We start from the raw sequence: 20384 nt of genomic DNA on the forward strand, positions 1-20384 counted from the left end.
TGTGGGAGGTTTTTGGATGGGAGATAACTGCTTCAGCGGACCTGCGTTAAAGGACATGTTCTCTGATGATTTCAAAATCGGCGCTGCGGTAAACCCGCTGACGATCCGTTCCCAGGAGCAGCTGCTGGCGTATCATTTCAACAGTATCACTGCCGAGAATGAAATGAAGTTTGAGAGTGTGCATCCGCAGGAGGAGGTATACACCTTTGATCAGGCGGACGAGCTGGCGGCTTTTGCCCGGAAGCACGGGCTAGCGATGCGAGGTCATACACTGGTGTGGCATAACCAGACGAGCGATTGGCTGTTTACGGACGGAGCTGGTACGGCGTTAGGCAAGGAGCTTCTGCTGGCGCGTATGAAGTCGCACATCGATACGGTTGTTGGACGTTACCGGGGACAGATTTATGCCTGGGATGTGGTTAACGAGGTGATTGCCGATGAAGGCCCGGAGCTGTTGAGGTCATCCAAATGGCTGGAGATTGCCGGGCCGGAGTTCATTGCGCGAGCGTTCGAATATGCTCATGAGGCTGATCCGCAGGCCTTGCTGTTCTACAATGATTACAATGAATCGCATCCGCACAAGCGCGATAAAATCTATACCCTGCTCAAGTCGCTGCTGGATCAGGGGGTGCCGGTCCATGGTGTCGGCCTGCAGGCGCACTGGAATCTGTACGATCCTGCGCTGGATGACATCCGGGCAGCGATCGAGAGGTACGCTTCGCTCGGGCTGCAGCTGCAGCTTACCGAGCTGGATATGTCCCTGTTCCGCTTCGACGATAAGCGGACGGACCTGGCAACCCCGCCGCCGGAGCTGCTTGAGCTCCAGGCTGAGCGGTATGACGCGGTATTCCGGCTGCTCCGGGAATACCGGCAGGTCATTTCGTCCGTCACCTTCTGGGGAGCTGCGGACGACTACACGTGGCTGGACAATTTTCCTGTCCGCGGACGTAAAAACTGGCCGTTCCTGTTCGATGAACAGCACAGGCCGAAGCCCGCTTTTGAACGGCTTGCTGTGCGCAGCCGCTGAGTTGTATTGGAGCCGATTGAATGGAGTTATCTTCGCTGCGCTATTCTCTTTTGAATCAGAACTGGTATGTAAAAGTAACAGTATGAGCTTATCCAATTACTAATACCCATGTACTGATATTTCCCGGAATGAGATGCAATCCGGATTTGTTAACAAACGTATAGGTTTAATCTAAGTTTCGCCTTTGCTCGGAGTGAGGCTCATTGGATTCAGTATAGTAACTATACAAGCTAAGCAGCGGTCTCCCGTTTATGGGGGCCGCTGTTTTGTTTATGTAGTTAAGTAACTTAAAACCAGCCCGCGGGACGATACCAGAGGCAAAAATGTCCCATACTTAGCCAAACTCCAGATTAAGCCCATCATTAAAGGGAAAAATCCCATTAATGCGCCGAAATCGGCGCTCCCAGCTCATCATGAAAGGGAAAAATCCCTTTAATGAGCCGGAAAGCGTGCCCCGAGCCACCCATGAAAGGGAAAAATCCCTTTGATGGGCCGGAAAGCGTGCTTCGAGCCACCCATGAAAGGGAAAAATCCCTTTAATGCGCCGAAAGCCGGGCTCCGAGCCCGCCAATAAAGGGAAAACTCCCCTTCATTACCCCGGCACCGCTCCCGGGCCAGCCCTTGATGAAATAATTCCCGTCAAACGCCAGCCCCGGCTTCGCTGGCCCTTCGCCGGGCCCTAGCGACCCGCGAACCACAGCGAATATATACAGGACGATGAGATAGCGAAAAGGATTAATGGCCACCGGCCTGATAAGCTGTGGAAGCACCGGATAAAGTCGGGCAGCGCACTGAAGCGTGACCACCGCCCGGGGCTTCCGGACCGTGCGCCGGGAGGCGCACGCGGTGCGGAAACCCCCTTATTTATGCATTAAAGCCCCTTCAGCCGATGCAGCAGGATAATTTTAACTCCAGCCGCACATGCTTAGAGGAGGGGAATCCTTCCATAGGTCTGATATATCATTTTAAAAATAAATGATGACACAGTGAAGGTTATGCCTTATTATTTAAAGAGATTTTTAATAAAACAGTTTTAAAATAGTTGTAGTACACTTTACGGAGGAACAAGCTTTATTATCAGCAGGTCCGGAGAGGGGCGGAATACGATTTTAGCGCTGAGCGGAGTAAGTAAGAGCTTCGAACTGAAGGAAGGCAGTCACCACGCGGTCCGGGACGTATCGCTTACAGTAAAACCGGCTTCGATCCACGGTATTATCGGGGCCAGCGGGGCCGGCAAGTCGACGCTGCTGCGCCTGATGAATCTGCTGGAGCGACCTGATAAGGGCACTGTAACAGCAGGCGGCAAGGAGCTGACAGCATTAACAGAGAAAGAGCTGCGCCGGGAGCGGCAGAAGATCGGGATGATCTTTCAGCATTTTAACCTTGTCGCCAATGCTACTGTCAGCCGCAATGTGGAGATTCCGCTCGAGCTGGCCCGTGTGCCGAAGGGCGAACGCCGGAAGCGGGTCACCGAGGTGCTCGATTTTGTCGGCCTGACCGACAAAGCAGAGCAGTATCCGGCCCGGCTCAGCGGCGGACAACGCCAGCGGGTAGCTATTGCCCGCGCCCTTGCGAACAGCCCGCAGCTGCTGCTGTGCGACGAGCCGACCTCCGCGCTGGACCCGGTGACTACGGCGGATATCCTCGGCGTGCTGAAGCATATTAATTCCGTGCTCGGCGTTACGATCGTGATTGTCACCCATGAGCTGGATGTGGTGCGCAGCATCTGTACTGAGGTATCCGTCATGGAGGACGGAAGGATCGTGGATGCCTTCTCCCGCGAGGAGCACGGGTTCCTTCAGCCTTCGGGGCATTCCGGCTCCTACCGCGAGCAGATTACCGGCAAGGCAGGTGGGCGATAATGTGGGAAAGCATGCTGAAATACCAGGATCTGATGTGGCAGTCGATCGGTGAAACCTTTGTCATGGTCGGGATTTCGATTCTGGCAGCCCTGCTGGTCGGGCTTCCGCTGGGTACGGTGCTGTATTTTTGCCGCAAGGGCCAGCTTTATGAGAACCGGAGCCTGTCGCTGACGCTGAACAGTATCGTTAACGTGGTCCGCTCCTTCCCGTTCCTGCTGCTGGTGGTGGCGCTCATTCCGGTCACCCGCTTCCTGGTTGGAACCTCTATCGGAACATTGGCCTCAACGGTGCCTCTGTCCGTGGTCGCCATTGCCTATTATGCGCGTCTGGTGGAGCAGTCCCTGCTGGAGGTTCCCAGAGGCACGATAGAGGCAGCCTTGTCCATGGGGGCGTCGAAGCTGGAGCTGATTTTCAAGTTCCTGTATGTGGAAGCGCGGTCGGGACTGGTGCTCGGACTTACGGCCTCGACGATCAGCTTTATTTCGTTTTCAACGGTGATGGGTGTGGTTGGCGGCGGCGGTGTCGGCGATTTTGCCATCCGTTACGGGTACCAGCGGTTTGAGAACGAAGTGATGGCCTACGCCATTGTCGTTATGATTGTGCTTGTACAGCTGATCCAGTTCACCGGAAGCACGGTGGCGAGACTGCTGGATAAGCGCTGATTCAAGGGAAGACTGAATACGGAATGTGCAGGCTGTACTATTTTGAAATCCAAATATAAACAACGGGGGTTATTGAAAAAAATGAAAAAGTCCATGATTGCAATGCTGATGCTGTTCGTCCTGATTGCTGCAGGCTGCGGCAACAACACTAACAATACTCAAAATGCCGCTGAAGCCACGGAAGCGCCGGCAGCAACAGCAGCGGCAAGTACAGAACCCGTAAAAATCAAGGTAGCGACACTGATTCCTCCAATGACCGACATTCTGGATATTGTAAAGCCGCTTCTGCTGGAGGACGGCGTGGATATGGAGATCGTTGTATTGTCCGACAATGTGCAGCCGAACGAGGCGCTGGCGAACAAGGAAGTGGACGCGAACTTCTTCCAGCACGTGCCTTACATGACGCAGTTCAATGACAGCAAGGGCTCGAACCTCGTTCCGGTACAGCCTGTGTATGATGCAATCTACGGCGGCTATTCCAAAAAGTACAAATCCATTGAAGAGCTGCCGGAAGGCGCGAAGCTGGTAATGGCCAATGACCCGTCGAATATCGGACGTTCGCTGCAGATGTTTGCTGACGCCGGTCTGATCAAGCTGAAGGATGGAGTAGGCATTACAGCAACCCAGGCGGATATTACCGAGAATCCGAAGAACTTCAAGTTCGAGGAAGTCGATCTGTTGATGCTGGCCCGGATGATGGATGACGGCGACCTGGTAGCGATGACACCGGCTTATGCCAGTCCGCTCGGCCTGACCCCGAAGAAGGATGCGCTGATTACAGAGCGTGAGGATTCCGAATTTACAATTACTCTTGTAGCACGCGAAGACAATCAGGATTCCGATGCCATCCAGAAGCTGGCGAAACGGATCAGCGGTCCGGAAGTGAAGAAGTTCCTGGAAGATAATTATGCAGAGATCGCTCTGCCGGCTTTTGAATAACAGTTAAGCAAAGAGGTTGTCCCTGTGCACGATCACCGGGGCGCCTCTTTTTTATGTGATACTATGCAGGTGGGAGATTCCTCCGATAATGAACGGGCTTACACGCTTGGCCAGCTCGGCGGGCGCTTCAGTCCGTCCATCCTGATTCCAGCGGTAGGTTATACCATAGATAGACCAGCTTAGCAGGGTTGCGGCGGAGACTAATGCTTTTGACTGGACTGGTGTGCCTGTCGTTCTGCCAAGCAGCCTGAGAATGAGCTGTTCGAGCTGCAGTTTAATATTTTCTTCGATCAACAGTGCTACGGAATCATACTTCTTGACGCAATGCTGACTTGATTCGTGGTAAGCACACAGGGCTCCGATAAGCTCCAGAAGAGTCTGCTCCGTTAACGGGGCTTCTGCCTCAAGCTTCTGGACGACCAGGGTTGTAAAAGCACTGGACAGCATAGCTTCAAGCAGCGCGTATTTATCGGCAAAATGGGCATAAAACGTAGCCCTGTTAATAGTTGCGTTACTGGTAATATCACTGATCGTAATCTGGTTGAAGTCCTTGGTATTCAGCAGCCGGAGGAAGGCGTCCAGAATCAGCTGCCGTGTCCGGATCACACGCGGATCGTTAGGGTTAGGGGATAGCATATTAGCCATTGCTGAACACTCCTTTCTGGTGTAAAAAGATTCTTCTTATTATAGTCATGCGCCCGTGTGACAACAAATGTTTCTTTTTCTCCGACAATTGTCCTGGGGCTTCGCTTAAGCAACAATCCGGCGGGATTGTCGGTTGTAGGGGGAGCGTCTGCTTGATAAGCTAGCCTACATATCCCGTCGTAAACGGCTTGGGATAACAGCCCGGGCGAAGACCCGGAATATCAGGGAGGCGTTACAATTGAGGAATGAGCAGCAGACACAAACACTGGAAGCCTTGTTTGAACCGTATAAGGTTCAGCAATTAACCATACCCAACCGGATTGTCATGTCGCCGATGGCGCGGGCGTTTTCTCCTGACGGTGTGCCGGGAGAGGATGTAGCCGCATACTATAGCCGCCGCGCGGGGAATGAAGTCGGACTTGTGATTACAGAGGGTGCGGTCATCGGCCATCCGGCAGCGGCGAGTGAATCCAGATTGCCGGATATGTCCGGTGAGGCGGCTTTGGCAGGCTGGAGCAGAGTGGTGCGGCAGGTGCATGAAGCGGGGGGCACTATTTTCCCGCAGCTGGTGCATATGGGTATGATCCGTCCCGAAGGTACCGGGCCTAATCCGCAGGCGAAATCACTGGGTCCCTCAGGACTGGACCTTGAAGGCAATCAGGCCGGCGAGCCGATGACTGAACAGGAAATTGCCGAGGTCATTCAGGCGTTTGCGGATGCAGCGGCGAATGCCCGGCGGATTGGCTTTGACGGAATCGAGCTTCACGGGGCACACGGTTTTCTGATTGATCAGTTCTTCTGGGCAAAAACAAACCGGCGCACGGACCGTTACGGCGGTGATTATCTGCAGCGTACCACATTTGCGGCTGAAGTTGTGCGGGCTGTACGCGCTGCGGTCGGGCCGGATTATCCGGTTTCGATGCGGCTGTCCCAGTGGAAAATGGCGGATTATACAGCGAAGCTGTGGGATACACCGGAACAGCTGGAGCAGTTCCTGAACGTATTGGTTGAAGCGGGAGTGGATATCTTCCATGTCTCTACACGCCGCTTTAATGAGCCTGGATTTGCCGGATCTGAGCTCAGCCTCGCCGGCTGGGTGAAGAAGCTCAGCGGCAAGACGACGATTGCTGTCGGCTCCGTCGGTATGGCAGATGACGGGGAGGCCGGCGTACCCGGTTATCAGGAGCTAATGAGCCGGCTGAAGCAGCAGGAATTTGATCTGGTGGCCGTAGGCCGTGCGCTGCTCGGTGATCCGGCCTGGGCGAAGAAGGTGCATGAAGGCAGGCTGGATGAGATTAAGCCGTTTACTCCGGAAGCTGCGGCAGTTCTAATTTAAGCCGGGTGTTACAAGAAAAAATGCAAAGCAGCGGTTCCTCCATTAAGGAGAGACCGCTGTTTTTTTAATACTCTAGTCGTGCTGTTGTAAGCGGCTGGCATCAACCTCTTGTCTTCAGCAAAACAGGAACCTCGAAGCATGCGGAATCAACCCACGTTCCAGTGGTGAAATCGCGCCCGCGCACCAGCACCTTATCGCTGTAGACTTCTACATAATACCCTTGGCTGCCGTCTATGTGCACATCCTCATTGTTCCAAAGATAGGCTACCGAGGCTGCATTGAACATCGTGGCCGTCTCCCCGTTACCCGGGAACATCGTATGCTCCGATTCCAGCTCCCAATGGGTATGGCCGGTGAACAGCAGAGTCTGCGGGTATTTGTCCAGAATCGCACGCAGCTCCTTGTCTTGCGTAACTCCGTACCATTCCTGTTCTTCAAGAGAGCCGGCCACGGTGTTCATCAGCGGCTGATGCAGGAAGAGAAAAACGGGCTGATCCGCTGCAGCCGGTCCGCCGTCAGAACGCTCGCCAAGCTTCCGCTCCAGCCACTGGAGCTGTTCTTCCGACAGGCTGCAGAATATCGGCAATCCTTCCTCGGTTCCCAGGAAAATAAAATGATACCCGCCGATCCAATGGTCATGATAAGGCCCCGGCGAACCCATACGGGAGGTGTACATTCCAAGGCGTGACTCCCAGTCGCCTAGACCAACTTCGGCCAGTTGCGGCTGCCAGTGGCCGATGCCGACATCGTGATTGCCAAGCGTATAACGGATTTCCGGCAGCACCGTCCGGTACTGGCCGAGAATCCGGTGTACCTCCGCATATTCCTCCGGGAAGCCGTGGTCGGTAATATCGCCAACATGAATGATGCCGCTGCTGCCCTGGGCATGGACGGCCAGATCCTGCAAGGCCCGTTCAAAGTTCCGGTTATACTCATGGGCAGGGTCAGCGGTGACATGGGTGTCGGTAATAATCTGAAAGGTGAGCAGCGGCGTTTCTCCGCCCGTTAACTTGGTCTCCATCTGCAAAGACTCGCCTCCTTGAGTATGATTTCTCGCTTATTGAAAAGCCAGCTCCTCATAAGACTGCACAATGGCATCAGCATCAGGCAGCAAATGATTAAGCAGCGTTATAGCTGAAGAATTCCCCGGCACAGCAGCTCCGGCATCCGGTGCAATCGAAACCGCAACCGCTGCGCCTGCTGCCTTAGCCATGCGCATATCGCCGTTCGTATCGCCGATTACAGCGGCGGCGGAAGGTTGTACACCGAGCTGCCTGCAGGCCAGCAGGGCCATGTCAGGGAACGGCTTGCCGCGCTCCACCTGATCGGTGCCGATGACGGCCGTGAAATAGTGGCGGATGCCGAGCCAGCGGAGATGCTTCTCCGCGGCTTCGGTATCATCCGCCGACACTACGGCCATTGCTATGCCCTGTGCGTCGCACTCTTCCAGGAAGCGGAGCAGGCCGGGCAGCGGAAGGACGGGGCGGCTATGCTCCAGCATGGCGTCCGCCTCCCGGCGGCAGGCTTCCACCAGCTCCATCGACTCCGCCCAGGAGAGGCCGAGCAGATAGCCCTGCCAGCCAAGGATCGCGTAAAGGTCATTCATCGTGCCCATGGCGAGCGGACCATTGCGGTCGTAGCCGGTAATCCGGCCCTCCTCATTATGGACTGTGCCCAGCAGGCTGTTCAGGTACGTCTCAGGAAAGGTAAGGCCGCGCAGCTTCAGCTGCCGGATAAAATGCGTAAGCAGGCATTCACTCCAGCTTCCCCAGAGGGAGACGAAGTCGAGCAGGGTGCCGTCCTTGTCAAACAGGATTGCGGATATGTCGTAATTCCCCTGCGGGGTAATCAGCTCAGGCATGGCTGCGGCCTCCTTCATAGTAAATTCACGGCATTTATGATTCATATCGTAGTATATTTACGGGATTAATCACCGGATGAAGCCGGTCCGTTCTCAACCGAAATTACTTCACCTTATCCAGCGCCGCCTGTGCAGTCGCCTGCGCTTCTTTGAGCGCTTCGGCAGCAGGGATGTTCTCGATCTGCACCTTGTCCGCAGCGATTTTCAGTGCATCATTGATTTTGCCGCCCGTAGGGTCCTGGAACGGAGCGGAGGCATGGGAGGCCTGCTGCAGCGGGATTTTGATCTGCGGGTTGGTCTCGCTGAACGAGATGAACGCCGGATCCTCCAGTGCAGACTGGCGAACCGCAATGTATCCGGTGTTAATCGACCAGAAGGCGGTATTCTCGGAGTTGGTAAAGTAAGCCAGCCATTTCAGCGCGGCCTGCTTCTCTTCATCGCTTGCTTTGGCAGGGATACCGGCCTGAATAGCTTCAGCTACCGGTTTGCCTTCGCCGACACCGGCCCAGCCGGGCTGTTCCATTGCCGCTACGATGCTGAAGTCCAGATCGCCCTGGTCACCGCTGGAGCCGGTATAACCGGCCGCCTGGCCTTTCATTACGTCATCAATCGTTTTGTACCAGTACTCCCAGCCCTGTCCGCCGGAGTGAATACGCATGATCTGGTCTTCATGAATCCACTTGCGGAACAGATCCCACGTTTCGATCCACTCAGGGGAGTCGATAGTAACAGTCTTGCCGTCCTCACTCAGAATGCTGCCGCCCTTGCTCAGCACCGCATCGATCATATTGCCGGAGCCCCACATCGGCTCCCAGCCGTAGACGCTTGTTTTACCGCCTTCTTTAACCGTCATTTTCTCGGCCGCCGCCGCGAGATCCTCCCAGGTTTTGATCTGGCTGGCATCAATGCCGCTCTTCTTAAAAGCATCCTGACGGTAGTACATCACCTGCGTTGTGCCGTACATCGGCAGGAAATACTGCTTGCCGTCCACCTTGCCCTGGTTCAGGAAGGTCTGGACGAAATCCTCCGGCTTGAAATCCGGCTGTGCCGCAATCAGCTCATCCAGCTCGGCGAAATAGCCCTTGCGCGCCCAGTCCACATTGGAGGACAGCACGGCTGCCGGAACCGTTCCGGTAGCAATCGCCGCCTGAAGCTTCTGCTGGGTTTCGGTATAGTCTGCCTGTACGATGCCTTTAACGATAACCTCCTGCTGGGAGGCGTTGAATTTTTGAATGAGTGCTTCCATATTTTCGCCGAGCTTGCCGCCCAGGCCGTACCAGAACTCAATCGTGACCGGTTCGCTTTGGGCAGCAGGAGCTGCTGCGGATGGAGCTGACGATGCGCCGCTTGCCTCCGTAACCTGATTGGCGGCGCCGTTTGCGCCGCAGGCTGTTAGTACAGTCATACCGGCAATCATGGATAGTGCGGACAACCTTTTCAATACGTTCATCATCATTCTCCTCTTTAATAAAAGTAGTATTTTAGCCTTTACTGGAGCCTGCAGTCATGTTGACACTTTGCATAATTGTTTTTTGTGCCAGCACAAAAACAAGCAGCAGGGGGGCGATGGTGAAGGCGCTGGCGGCCATGATTAGCGGCCATTTCAATCCGTAAGCACCTCCCTCCACGAAGAAGCTGCGCAGACCGGCTGAGACCAGCTGCAGGGCAGGGTCCTTGGTAATCAGCATCGGCCAGAAATAATTGTTGTAATGATCGATGAAGGTAATCAGTGCCATTACGGCAAAAGAGGACCGGGTCACCGGCACCAGCACCGTCCACAGAATCCGCATATGGGATGCCCCGTCTACCTCGCCGGCCTCGACCAGCTCATGGGATACCTGCAGGAAGGCCTGCCGGATCAGGAAGATCGCAAAGACGCTGACGCAGTTGGAGAGAATCAGGCCGCCGTAGGTATTGAGCAGATTCAGCTCGGACAGCACAAGATAGCTGGGCAGGTAGACTGCCGTAGCAGGCACCATGTAACCGAACAGGATGACTCCGGAAAAAACACCCTTCAGGCGGAATTTCATATGGGTCAGCGCATAAGCCATCATGCCGGAATTAAAAATCTGCAGGATGACGATGCTTCCGGCGACCAGAATGCTGTTGCCCATATATCTGGCGAACGGCGCTTCATTCCAGGCCGCGGCAAAGTTGCCCCAGAGCGGAGCCGCAGGCCAGAGCGTCGGCGGGGAGGCCCAGATTTCATCATTGGTTTTCAGGGCGCTGGTGACCATCCAGTAGAACGGGAAGGCCATCAGCAGCGCCAATATGGCGAAAAAAGCATGGCGGGCCGGTCCGCCCAGCCGTGAGAGCATACTCGTGCGCAAGTGGAAAGACCTCCTTAGATAACGGTTTATTGATAGTGCGTCGTCCGTCTGCTGATGCTGAGCGACAGCACCGACAGCAGCATACAGATGAACACCAGTACGACAGCCACACTGGAAGCCTCGCCGATCTGGAAGGATTCAAAAGCAGACTGGTAATACAGGTACAGCAGCGTACGGGTTGAGCCGGACGGACCGCCTTGTGTCAGCACGTTAATCTGATCATAGGCCTGCAGCGCCTGAACCATCTGCACCACGAACAGGAACAGCGTGGTCGGTGAGATCAGCGGCAGCGTAATCCGGACAAATTTTTGCACAGCCCCGGCCCCGTCAAGCTCGCCTGCCTCCAGCAGATCAGAAGGAACATTCCGCAGGGCTACGAGATAGAAGATCATCGCCCAGCCCGCTGATTTCCAGACCGTTACGAGCAGCACACCCGCAAGTGCCCAACTGGGATCCTGTAGCCAGCCGATCGGTTCAAGACCGAGAAAGTCCAGCACCGTATTGGCCAGGCCGACCTCAGGCTCGTAGATCCAGGACCAGACGATCGAGACAGCGACAGTCGGAGTAACCCATGGCGAGAAGAGCAGTGCCTGATAGAGGCCGGAGCCTTTCAGCTTACGGTTCATAAGAAGGGCCAGCCCCAGGCCGATGGCGATGACCGGCAGCACACTGCCGATGCAGAACAGTACGGTGACCCGCAGCGCTTTGTAAAAAGCCGGATTGCCAAAGAGGTCGATATAATTCTGCAGCCCGACAAAGGTTTTGGTTGGACTCATGAAATCCCATTCTGTAAAGCTGAGATACAGCACATAGATCAGCGGTGCCAGCCAGAACAGCACAAAGGGTATCATCGCCGGCAGCGTAAAGAGTACGGGCTTTAAACCGCTTATTAACTTATTTCGTGTCATTTTCGTTCCGATACCCCATTCCGTCAGCTTTGTTTTGCGGTATAATGCAGGTGAATACTATCTCTGTTCAAAAAAAATTGTACACTGGACAAGTAAGCGTGTGGTCAACCGGAAGTAAAGCAGACTCGGAAATTGTGTAAAATTTGTTGCAATAATGCGGGCTTGTTCCCGCTTTATGTAATGCGGAGTTAACAAGACTACGAAGAGTGAGGGTGCAGCAAATGAAGCAGGCCGCATTTGGCGAAGACAACGGGCAGTTATCTCCACGGGAGCAGCTGCTGCGCAGGGTGATTGATGCGATCGCTCAGACGATGGATTTGTACGGGGCCAATTATTCCTTTGGGCAGCTGTACGGGATTATGTTCTTTGAGGACAAGCCGATGACGCTGGAGGAAATGAAGCAGGTGATGAATATGAGCAAAAGCAATATGAGCTACGGTGTGCGTTCCCTGATGTCCTCACAGATGGTAACCAAGCTCGAAGAGAAACGGGAGCGGAAGGATCTGTATGTGGCGGAGACGGATTTTTTCCAGGCGTTCCGGAACTTCTTCACCCTGAAGCTGCAGCGGGAGATTGATGTAATGCAGGAGGCGATGGGGGCGGTGATTCCGCAGCTGGAGGTTTTGATGCAGGCGGGAGATACGCCCGAAGAGGAGCGGCTGTCCTGCAGCCGGGATTTGGAGAAGCTGCGTCATGCAGCGGAATATTACCGCTGGCTGCAGCAGTTTGTTGATGGACTGAAGAACGGGGAGATGTTCGGCGGACCGGGTGCGGAGCAGCGTTGAGTCACGGCATGCTATGTCAATTTTTTTGCGGAAATTTGAACCGTCCCCCGTCTGCCCTTGCACGTTAGCTGCGCTTTATACAACTATATCGCCATTTTTTCTTCTTATCCCCGGTTTAAGTGTATTCTGTGCAACTATCCCTTATAGAGTGTGCCTTTTAACTATACTGCGCAAGCAGACGACAAAAAACAGGCAGACCCGTTTCCATACGGATCTGCCTGTTTATTTATGTGCTTTCCTCACAATGAGGGGCTGCGGGCAGATAAATTTGTTTTTCAGAATACTAAGCTTATTCCCCCTGACGCAGCCTTTCAATCAGCGTATCCTTACTCAGCATTCTGTACGAGCTCAAGGTTACCGTGTAAGCAATGACAGCCAGCACAGGGATGACCAGCACAAAGGGCAGCCAGCTCATGCGGAACACGGTAAAAGCCATGTTATCCGCAATGCTTTTGGCAATGTTATAGGTCAGGAACACGCCGAGGCTTGATGTAATAGCGGTGGTCAGAAGGACATTGTACAGCCCCTCATAGATCAGCATTTTTTTGAGCTGGCGTTTAGTCATGCCGATGCTCTCCAACAGAGCGAATTCATTCCTCCGCGTAATAACACCCGTAACGACTGTATTGATATAATTCAGGATGCCGATCAGCGCAATGACGAAGCTAAGACCGTAGCCGATAATCCGAAAAACCCGGATAAATCCGTCCAGCTCCTCCCGGTAATCCTCTCTCGATTTAACCACCAGCTCATCACTGGAAGCGGCCAGGGATTTGGCTGCCTGTGTTGCACTGTCCAGCTTGTCCGGGTCAATATGCAGCGTTGCTGACAGCGCCCATGGCGGGTTAGTCTCCGCAGGCAGCTCTCTGGTCAATTCGGATGACGGGAAGAATGCATTGAACCCGTACGTTGAGAAAGACTGGGTCGTCGCAGCATAGAGCGCATCGTAATTCATTACAGCCATGACCTCATAGCTTTTGCCCAGATTTTTAAACTCAATCATATCACCGGGATGATAGTAAGAGGTATAAGTATCTTCCTCCCACATGTTGGCTTGAGCCACCAGCACATAGTCCCCGGAAGCGAATTTCTGCGGATCAAATCGGCCTTCGATAACATCCTTTTCTACCAGGCTGTACCAGCCAGGATCGATGCCATACAGTCTAAGATAAACAAGATTACGCTCCAGCAGGCTTGTAAGTAAAGGCTCCTTCGGCTCTGTCTCTGACAAAGGCTGCAATACAGCACGGGTTTTCTCATCCATTTCATGAATATCATAATAGTAGTAAACCTTCTCCACGCTCTCCACACCATCAATCTTTGCCAATTCATTGCTGAATGCCTCCGACAGCTTATAAGGATCACCGGCGCGTTCACCTGTAAAGGTCTCAATGGCCTCATTACGGATTACCACATCCCCGGAAAGAAACGTGCTAAGGTATTTATTCACATCGAGCGAACCGATCACCGTGAAAATAATACTGAACAGCACAATGCTCAAGGAAAGAGAGGTCAGCATGAGGGTCAGCTTCTTTTTACTGCGGAACAGGTTCGTGAAGGCCATGACAGGCAGCCGGCCTCCGCGCTTCGAGCGTTTGTTCATCCGCCGCGTTGTTTGCACTCCCGTATACCTGACCGCTTCGACAGGCGCAATCCGTGCGGCCATCCGGCCCGGCTTCCCTGCAGCGACCCATACCGTCAGATAAGCGAACAGGGCGGCTCCAATGAAAATCCACGGGCTGGCGGAATAAGCGGCTTCCATAGGCTCACTGGAAAAAGTGTTCAGCATCGGCGTGAGCAGCCATCCGATTATATAGCCTGCAGCGAGGCCGAAGGGAAGCCCGATCAGATACAAGACCTGTGATTGTACTCTGATAATCCGTTTGAGCTGCCTTGGTGTCGTCCCGATCGCTTTGAGCAGACCGTAAAACTTCACATCACGCACAACCGATATGTAAAAAATATTATAAATTAGCAGATACCCGCTCAGCATAATAATGAAGACGACAGCTACATAAGGTACAAATTCAATAAGATTGTCGGATAAGGAAGAGGTCGTATAAGCCCAGTTGACTCCAGTGGGTCTATCTATACCTGTATCGGCGAGCACTTTATCCAGCTTTTTTTCAATATCGACTGCGTTCTTGAACATTACGCTCATCTCTGCGGTGTTTACATAGGAGCCGCTGGCTTCGGACTCTGCCGGATCAATCCCGGAGAGATTATTCTGCACCCATGCATCGGAGACGAAGGCCAGTCCCGCAATCGCCAGATTTTTATCCGCTTCATAGTAGCCTGACACGATAAAATCCTGCTTAAGAACACGCTCTGTAATATCAATGTCCAGCTGGAACTTTTCGCCCAGCGCATGCTTCACACCGAGCTTATCCAGCACCCAGGTACTCAGCACAACCTCATTCTCAGCTTCAGGCAAACGCCCCTCAATAAGATGAATAAAACCATGCCGGGCATAGGCTTCATCGATCTGCTTAACCTCTACCGGACTGTCCCTGAACACCTCGTTCCGCAGGATCCCGGCATTCAGCGAAACGCTGTATTCCTTAATGCTTGGATGCTGCTTTAATATCTCTATCTGCTCAGGGCTCACCCGTTTGAAGCTGCCGTGAAAATCACTGCCGGCCGTCTTCATCTTGGTTAATTCCATAGATTTGTTAAGGCTCATCGACATCGTAAACATCGACGTAATCAGCAGTGTCGTCAGTACGACAGCGCAGATGACAGCCAGGTTGCGCAGCGGATTGGCCCGTAGGCTTTGGATGGAGAGACGGGTTACAATCTTGCTGTTATTGTTGGCAATCATAGTGTCCCGGCTCCCGCCGGTGCTGCGTTTCCGGATACAATGCGCCCGTCCTCCATGCGGATAATCCGGTCAGCCATCTGGGCGATGGATTCGTTGTGCGTAATCATAACGATGGTCTGGTTGAACTTTTCGCTCATCTGCTTCAGCAGGATCAGCACTTCCTGGCTTGTTTTGCTGTCGAGATTGCCTGTCGGCTCGTCCGCCAGAATGATCGACGGCTTGGTAGCGAGCGCTCTGGCAATAGCGACCCGCTGCTGCTGTCCGCCAGAGAGATTAGAAGGGAGGGAATGAATTTTAGACTGCAGGCCCAGCGCCTGAATGACCTCATCCAGATACGTCTGGTCGATTTTGCCGCCGTCGAGCTCGATGGGAAGCGTAATATTTTCGAGTACACCCAGAATCGGTACCAGATTATAGCTCTGGAAGACAAATCCGACCGAACGGCGCCGGAAGATCGTCAGCTTCTCATCGCTCATCGCAAAAAGCTCGTTCCCGTCCACCGTCACCTTGCCCTCCGTAGGCCGGTCCAGACCGCCCAGCATATGCAGCAGAGTACTTTTTCCGCTGCCGCTGGTGCCGACAATGGCGACAAACTCACCTTTTTCTACCGTCAGGGATATATCATCCAGTGCTTTTACCGTAGTCTGCGGATCTTTGCCGTAATATTTCTTCAGGTGCAGGGTACTTAAAATAGGCATTTGCGTATCTCCTCCATCATTCGTGGTTGTCCTCTAAGATAACAGACCATTCTAACGTGGCAGTGTCTGAAATCTGACGGAATTGACACATTCAGAGCTGGGGGAGGTAAATGGTAAGCCTGCTTCCTTGTCCTGCCTGGGATGATGCGGTGATGAAGCCGCCCTGGATACTGATGATTTTTGCGCCAAAAAAAGTCCGATTCCGATCCCCTCATACTCCCCGGCATTATGCCCTCTATAGAAGCGCTTGAAAATATGCTCCAGCTCGTCCTCCGCAATCCCGATTCCTGTATCAGCTACCTCAATCCTGGTGAACATTTCATTGCCCTCAGCTGTAATCCGGATACTGCCGCCCGGCTCCGTATATTTCACAGCATTCTCCAGCAGATTGAACAGCGCTTCGCTGGTCCATTTGTGATCGTGGCGGGCTGATGTTAGAGAGTCACATTCAATGGTAATGCGGATGTTTTTATTGCTGGCGCGTGTATACAAATGTGAGAGGGCACTGGTAATCGTTGCTGTAACCGGCCTTACCTCACTCTTGAGATTGATCATGCCCGACTCCAGCCTGGATAATTTAATCAGGGAAGTAATCAGCCATTCCAGCTTTTCCGACTGGACTTCGATTTGCTGCAGCAGCTGCCGTGTGTCCGTGCTCAGGTCCGGTGTTTCCGCAACTAGCTGACTGTAGAGCAGAATGTTGGACAGCGGAGTTTTGGTCTGATGCGAGATGTCGGAAATCAGCTCCTTGATCATGTTCTTTTCGGCCGCGAGGTGTTGCTCGTTTGCCTTGCCCATTTCAATATAGCGCAGCAGCTTGTGCTCAAGGGAGGACAGACGGGTCTCGTCGAAAAGGGTCAGCTGCTCTTGCCCGTGAATCGCCCGGTCGACCATGTCATCCACCGTATCCATAAAGCCTGTGATCTGCCGCTGCAGCATGCGGTTATATAGAACTCCCGTACCGAGCATAGCAATCAGGAAGAGCAGAGTGAGCTGCAGAAGTGCGGGACTGAACCCTTCCAGATAGAGAACGGTTGCGGTGTAGCCTGTTAGTAGAAGCAGAAATAATACTGAGAAAATAATAAGGAGCCGTTTGTTAGGCCGAATATTACCGCTATTGGTCATAGATGCGGCCTTTCTGTCCACATGTACCCCAGACCGTAGACGGTTTTGATGTACCTGGGCGAGGCAGGGTCGTCCTCAAGTTTGGAGCGCAGCCGCTTTACGGCCACAGTCAGGGCATTCTCATCCACAAACTCCGCATCCTGCGACCAGATTTTATCTATTAACTGCTCTCTGCTCAAAACGATGCCGGGATTCGAGGCCAGGATGTTCAGCAGCTTGAGCTCTGTTTTGCTGAAGGCCAGCGGTTCCTTATGTTTGTAGAATTCCAGTTTCGCGAAATCCAGGCTCAGCGGACCGAACGTAAGGACCTCGTCAGCCTGCGGGGCAGTCCGTTTAAGCACAGCCATCACCCTGGCCCGCAGTACCATCAGGCTGAACGGTTTGGTGATATAGTCGTCTCCCCCGAGTGCGAATCCGGTAACAATATCCGGCTCCATGTCGTTAGCAGTCAGAAAAATAACCGGGACCTGTGAGGTTCTCCGCAGCTGCTCGCAATAGTCCAGCCCGCTTCCGTCAGGCAGATTAATATCCAGCAGAATCAGATCGATCCGGGTTGCGGCAAAAATCTGCTCAGCCATAGCCAGTGTATAGGCCTGTTCAATCCGGAGGCCGTTCTGGGCAAGGGAGAGGGCGATGCCTTTGTTGAGGCTGTGGTCGTCTTCGACGATCAGTAAGGTTTTCAAGGGCAGTGCTCCTTTGGATTGGTCATATTTGCTGTATGTACGAAAAGGAAGGGGCAGGCTTTACTTCAATATTATGTACAGCGTCCTGGGATCACGCAAGCGGGATTGATCACATAAGCGTGGACCGCAGTCTCCAGTCCGGCGTCCTCCCCGACTAAGGTCCAGTTCATAAAACCGTCCGCGGTCTGTTTTGAAAGTCTGCAGATTACCCTAGAATAAAGCTATAAGAACGAGGTCAACGAAAGGCGGTGAGAAAAAATGCAGAATAGAAAAGGTAACGGACTTGCTATTGCCCTGATCGTGATCGGAGCGGTTATGCTGCTTGGGGTACTGCCCCATCTGATTCACGGAATATTCGGAATCCTGTTCCCGGTACTGCTGGTAGCTCTCGGATACTACGGAATTAAAAGCGGACGCAAAATTATCGGCTGGATCGTATTGTTCATCGGTGTTATGGCTTTGATCTCGAAGCTTTCCTGGATCATCGGACCATTGCTCGGGGTTGCGCTGGTTGTCTGGGGCATCTCGGTGCTGAAGGGCAGAAGCGGCAGAACATACTAAGAATACAGGCTCACAAGATTACTTAATAAGAAGCAGGGAGGGAACAGGAAATCATGAGTGTTTTTCGCCGCATGAGGGATATTACCGTAGCTAATCTAAATGAACGACTGGAACAAAGCCAGGACCCGGTGAAGCTGATCGATCAGTTCTTGCATTCGACCCGTGAGGAGATCGCTGAAGCAGAACGGCTGTACCAGCAATATGCTGCCCATACCAAGCAGCTGCAGGTGCAGGTGAATCAGGCAACGGCCATGAGAAACAAACGTGAGGAGCAGGCGCTGCTGGCGCTCAAGGCCGGTGAAGACAACCTGGCAAAGATGGCTTTGCAGGAGAAAATCATCCACGAGGAAAAGCTGGAGCAGTACAGCGGGCTGCTGGAACAGAGCCAGGGATCGCTGTATGAGCTGGAAAGCCAGCTGAATGAACTGAAGGTTGAATACCAGACGGTGTATAACAAACGCCAGTACTATGCGGCACGCATGGAGTCGCTGAGACTGCAGCAGCGCATGAACCAGCGGGCGGCTGCATACGGTAACGGCAGCGATGTTCCGAAGATGTTCGGACGGCTTGAAGACCGGATGAACGACTGGGAGCTGGAAGCGAAGAGTCTGCGGGATCTGCGCCGCATGGGCCAGGAATACGCAGTGCAGGCCGGCGAGACCGTAGCAACTGTATTGGAAAGAGAAATGGCTAAGCTCAAGGAGAAGCTTAACAATGGCGGAAAGGAGTAGTGCTATGACCCGGTTGTATCGTTCAACCCGCGACAAGGTAATGACAGGGCTGGCTGGAGGATTGTCCGAGACACTCGGCATTGATTCTACCCTGTTCCGGATTCTGCTGCTCGTCAGCATTCCCTTTACCGGAGGCGCGACCATACTTGTCTATTTCATCGCAGCACTGATCATTCCGAAGGAGCCGACGCAGTATAATCCGTTCGGTCCCGGACCGGGAGCACCCGGCGGACCTTATGGCGGCCATTACGGCGGCCCCGGATATGGAAGCGGCCCGCAGGGCCGCATGCACAGGGCGGCTACGGCGGACCTGGCGGACAGCCCGGCTACAACCCGAACCCGGGATATAACAAAGCTAATAGTTATCCCGGCCAGGATTCCGGCCTGGATGCGATGATGAAGGATATCGAGAAGAAGGCATTGCAGAAAGAAGTCGAAGAGCTGAAACAAAAACTTGCTAAATACGAGAAGGGAGAAGTGTAAAACATGGGAGTATTTCAACGGATTAAGGATATGACAAAAGCGTCGGTAAACGACCTGCTGGATAAGGTAGAGGACCCAATTGTAATGCTGAACCAGTACCTGCGCGATATGGAGGCTGAAATCCACGAAGCAGAGGTTACTGTTGCCAAGCAGATGGCCAACGAGCGCCGCATGAAGCAACGGGTTGAAGAAGCAGCCAAAATGTCCGGACAGCGCGGAGCCCAGGCTGAGCTCGCTCTGAAGAACGGGCAGGAAGAGGTTGCCCGCAAGCTGCTGGAAGAGAAAATCTACTTCGACCAGAAGCAAACCGAATATGGCGATCTTCATGCCCAGGCAGAAGTGCAGGCCAAAGAACTGGTACAGCAGCTGCATGACATGAAGGATGAGTTCTACAAGCTGCGCAACAAGCGCAACGAGCTGGTATCCCGCGCTCAAATGGCCAAGGCCAAGAAGCAGATGTCGCAGATCAGCAGCGTGCATTCCATTGAAAGCGGCAGCGCGTCCCTGGGCTTCCACCGTATGGAAGAAAAGATCATGCAGCTTGAAGCTGAAGCCGATGTTATGCGTGCCCCTTACAGCCCGTCCAACGGCTTGTACAACAAACCGGTTGACGCTGAGAAACAGCTCAAAGTGGAAGAGCAGCTTGCTGCTCTGAAGAACAAATTGAATCCTCCATCTTCACCGTCCCTGGACAAAAAAGAAGATTAATCCCTGTTCCTAAAAAGCAGGCGGATATGATATGCTGAACAAGGTAAAAGCCATACGGTATGGGTCACCATACCGGTATGGCTTTTGTAGCGGGATACGATATGCCAAATCATGATTGCGGATTATAGGTATTTTAACGTTGAAAATAAAGCAGAGGGATTTGATTCCTCTCTTATGTTATATAGTTTAGGCTTGCGAAGACAGTTTTGCTCCGCAAAA

20 protein-coding genes are annotated in these 20384 nt (G+C 53.3%); 10 read left to right on the plus strand and 10 right to left on the minus strand.

Going from position 1 to position 20384, the window contains the following annotated elements; all coding sequences use genetic code 11:
• The first annotated feature begins 16 nt into the window (after positions 1 to 16).
• From AWJ19_RS17615 to AWJ19_RS17635, 4 genes are all read left to right on the plus strand, one after another.
• Complete coding sequence (locus AWJ19_RS17615) at positions 17 to 1027, plus strand: endo-1,4-beta-xylanase (RefSeq protein ID WP_068725681.1); 1011 nt, start codon at positions 17 to 19, stop codon at positions 1025 to 1027.
• Between the two features lie 1106 nt (positions 1028 to 2133).
• Positions 2134 to 2889, plus strand: a complete 756-nt coding sequence (locus AWJ19_RS17625) for an ATP-binding cassette domain-containing protein (RefSeq protein ID WP_082707968.1) — start codon at positions 2134 to 2136, stop codon at positions 2887 to 2889.
• A complete protein-coding gene (locus AWJ19_RS17630; protein WP_068725686.1) occupies positions 2889 to 3551 on the plus strand; it encodes a methionine ABC transporter permease in 663 nt (220 codons plus the stop codon). Before AWJ19_RS17625 ends, AWJ19_RS17630 begins: the two co-directional genes overlap by 1 nt.
• Positions 3552 to 3632: 81 nt before the next feature.
• Positions 3633 to 4490, plus strand: a complete 858-nt coding sequence (locus AWJ19_RS17635) for a MetQ/NlpA family ABC transporter substrate-binding protein (protein ID WP_068725688.1) — start codon at positions 3633 to 3635, stop codon at positions 4488 to 4490.
• A 51-nt stretch (positions 4491 to 4541) separates the two neighbouring features.
• Here the strand turns inward: AWJ19_RS17635 and AWJ19_RS17640 are convergent, their stop codons facing one another.
• A complete protein-coding gene (locus AWJ19_RS17640) occupies positions 4542 to 5135 on the minus strand; it encodes a TetR family transcriptional regulator (protein WP_082707969.1) in 594 nt (197 codons plus the stop codon).
• 238 nt (positions 5136 to 5373) lie between these two features.
• Here AWJ19_RS17640 and AWJ19_RS17645 point away from each other — a divergent pair, with 238 nt between their 5' ends.
• Positions 5374 to 6471, plus strand: coding sequence for an NADH:flavin oxidoreductase (locus tag AWJ19_RS17645; protein WP_068725690.1), 1098 nt, complete (start codon positions 5374 to 5376; stop codon positions 6469 to 6471).
• 100 nt (positions 6472 to 6571) lie between these two features.
• Here the strand turns inward: AWJ19_RS17645 and AWJ19_RS17650 are convergent, their stop codons facing one another.
• The 5 genes from AWJ19_RS17650 to AWJ19_RS17670 all read right to left on the minus strand — a co-directional run bounded on the left by AWJ19_RS17650 (position 6572) and on the right by AWJ19_RS17670 (position 11570).
• Positions 6572 to 7492 (minus strand): metallophosphoesterase, encoded by a 921-nt coding sequence (locus tag AWJ19_RS17650; RefSeq protein ID WP_068725752.1) that lies wholly within the window; start codon positions 7490 to 7492, stop codon positions 6572 to 6574.
• A 36-nt stretch (positions 7493 to 7528) separates the two neighbouring features.
• Positions 7529 to 8332 carry an HAD family phosphatase gene (locus tag AWJ19_RS17655; protein WP_068725691.1) on the minus strand — a complete coding sequence of 268 codons (804 nt, stop codon included), beginning with the start codon at positions 8330 to 8332 and terminating at the stop codon, positions 7529 to 7531.
• Between the two features lie 103 nt (positions 8333 to 8435).
• Positions 8436 to 9782, minus strand: coding sequence for an ABC transporter substrate-binding protein (locus AWJ19_RS17660; RefSeq protein WP_068725692.1), 1347 nt, complete (start codon positions 9780 to 9782; stop codon positions 8436 to 8438).
• Between the two features lie 31 nt (positions 9783 to 9813).
• Positions 9814 to 10650 carry a carbohydrate ABC transporter permease gene (locus AWJ19_RS17665; RefSeq protein WP_068725754.1) on the minus strand — a complete coding sequence of 279 codons (837 nt, stop codon included), beginning with the start codon at positions 10648 to 10650 and terminating at the stop codon, positions 9814 to 9816.
• A 38-nt stretch (positions 10651 to 10688) separates the two neighbouring features.
• The gene (locus AWJ19_RS17670; protein ID WP_068725693.1) at positions 10689 to 11570 is read right to left on the minus strand and encodes a sugar ABC transporter permease; all 882 of its coding nucleotides are present in this window, start codon (positions 11568 to 11570) and stop codon (positions 10689 to 10691) included.
• A 221-nt stretch (positions 11571 to 11791) separates the two neighbouring features.
• Here AWJ19_RS17670 and AWJ19_RS17675 point away from each other — a divergent pair, with 221 nt between their 5' ends.
• On the plus strand, positions 11792 to 12355 hold the full coding sequence (locus tag AWJ19_RS17675; protein ID WP_068725694.1) for a transcriptional regulator: 564 nt from the start codon (positions 11792 to 11794) through the stop codon (positions 12353 to 12355).
• Between the two features lie 289 nt (positions 12356 to 12644).
• Here the strand turns inward: AWJ19_RS17675 and AWJ19_RS17680 are convergent, their stop codons facing one another.
• The 4 genes from AWJ19_RS17680 to AWJ19_RS17695 are packed head-to-tail and all read right to left on the minus strand — an operon-like array spanning position 12645 to position 17682.
• Entirely contained in the window at positions 12645 to 15176 is a 2532-nt protein-coding gene (locus AWJ19_RS17680) for an FtsX-like permease family protein (RefSeq protein ID WP_068725696.1), read from the minus strand.
• A complete protein-coding gene (locus tag AWJ19_RS17685; RefSeq protein ID WP_068725698.1) occupies positions 15173 to 15874 on the minus strand; it encodes an ABC transporter ATP-binding protein in 702 nt (233 codons plus the stop codon). The genes AWJ19_RS17680 and AWJ19_RS17685 overlap by 4 nt, the downstream gene beginning before the upstream one ends.
• Positions 15875 to 15925: 51 nt before the next feature.
• Positions 15926 to 16999 (minus strand): HAMP domain-containing sensor histidine kinase, encoded by a 1074-nt coding sequence (locus AWJ19_RS17690; RefSeq protein WP_241781791.1) that lies wholly within the window; start codon positions 16997 to 16999, stop codon positions 15926 to 15928.
• Positions 16996 to 17682 carry a response regulator transcription factor gene (locus tag AWJ19_RS17695; RefSeq protein ID WP_068725699.1) on the minus strand — a complete coding sequence of 229 codons (687 nt, stop codon included), beginning with the start codon at positions 17680 to 17682 and terminating at the stop codon, positions 16996 to 16998. Before AWJ19_RS17695 ends, AWJ19_RS17690 begins: the two co-directional genes overlap by 4 nt.
• A gap of 258 nt (positions 17683 to 17940) precedes the next feature.
• Here AWJ19_RS17695 and AWJ19_RS17700 point away from each other — a divergent pair, with 258 nt between their 5' ends.
• The 4 genes from AWJ19_RS17700 to AWJ19_RS17715 all read left to right on the plus strand — a co-directional run bounded on the left by AWJ19_RS17700 (position 17941) and on the right by AWJ19_RS17715 (position 20165).
• Positions 17941 to 18243, plus strand: coding sequence for a hypothetical protein (locus AWJ19_RS17700; protein ID WP_068725701.1), 303 nt, complete (start codon positions 17941 to 17943; stop codon positions 18241 to 18243).
• Between the two features lie 53 nt (positions 18244 to 18296).
• Positions 18297 to 18974: a PspA/IM30 family protein gene (locus AWJ19_RS17705; RefSeq protein WP_068725703.1), complete on the plus strand. Its 678-nt coding sequence runs from the start codon at positions 18297 to 18299 to the stop codon at positions 18972 to 18974.
• A 4-nt stretch (positions 18975 to 18978) separates the two neighbouring features.
• Complete coding sequence (locus tag AWJ19_RS17710; RefSeq protein ID WP_347231126.1) at positions 18979 to 19371, plus strand: PspC domain-containing protein; 393 nt, start codon at positions 18979 to 18981, stop codon at positions 19369 to 19371.
• A gap of 89 nt (positions 19372 to 19460) precedes the next feature.
• Positions 19461 to 20165 carry a PspA/IM30 family protein gene (locus AWJ19_RS17715; protein WP_068725705.1) on the plus strand — a complete coding sequence of 235 codons (705 nt, stop codon included), beginning with the start codon at positions 19461 to 19463 and terminating at the stop codon, positions 20163 to 20165.
• The last annotated feature ends 219 nt before the right edge of the window (positions 20166 to 20384 follow it).

Origin of the sequence: Paenibacillus sp. DMB5 (assembly GCF_001517085.1) — a bacterium.
In the GTDB taxonomy this organism is placed as follows: Bacteria; Bacillota; Bacilli; order Paenibacillales; family Paenibacillaceae; genus Paenibacillus_AQ.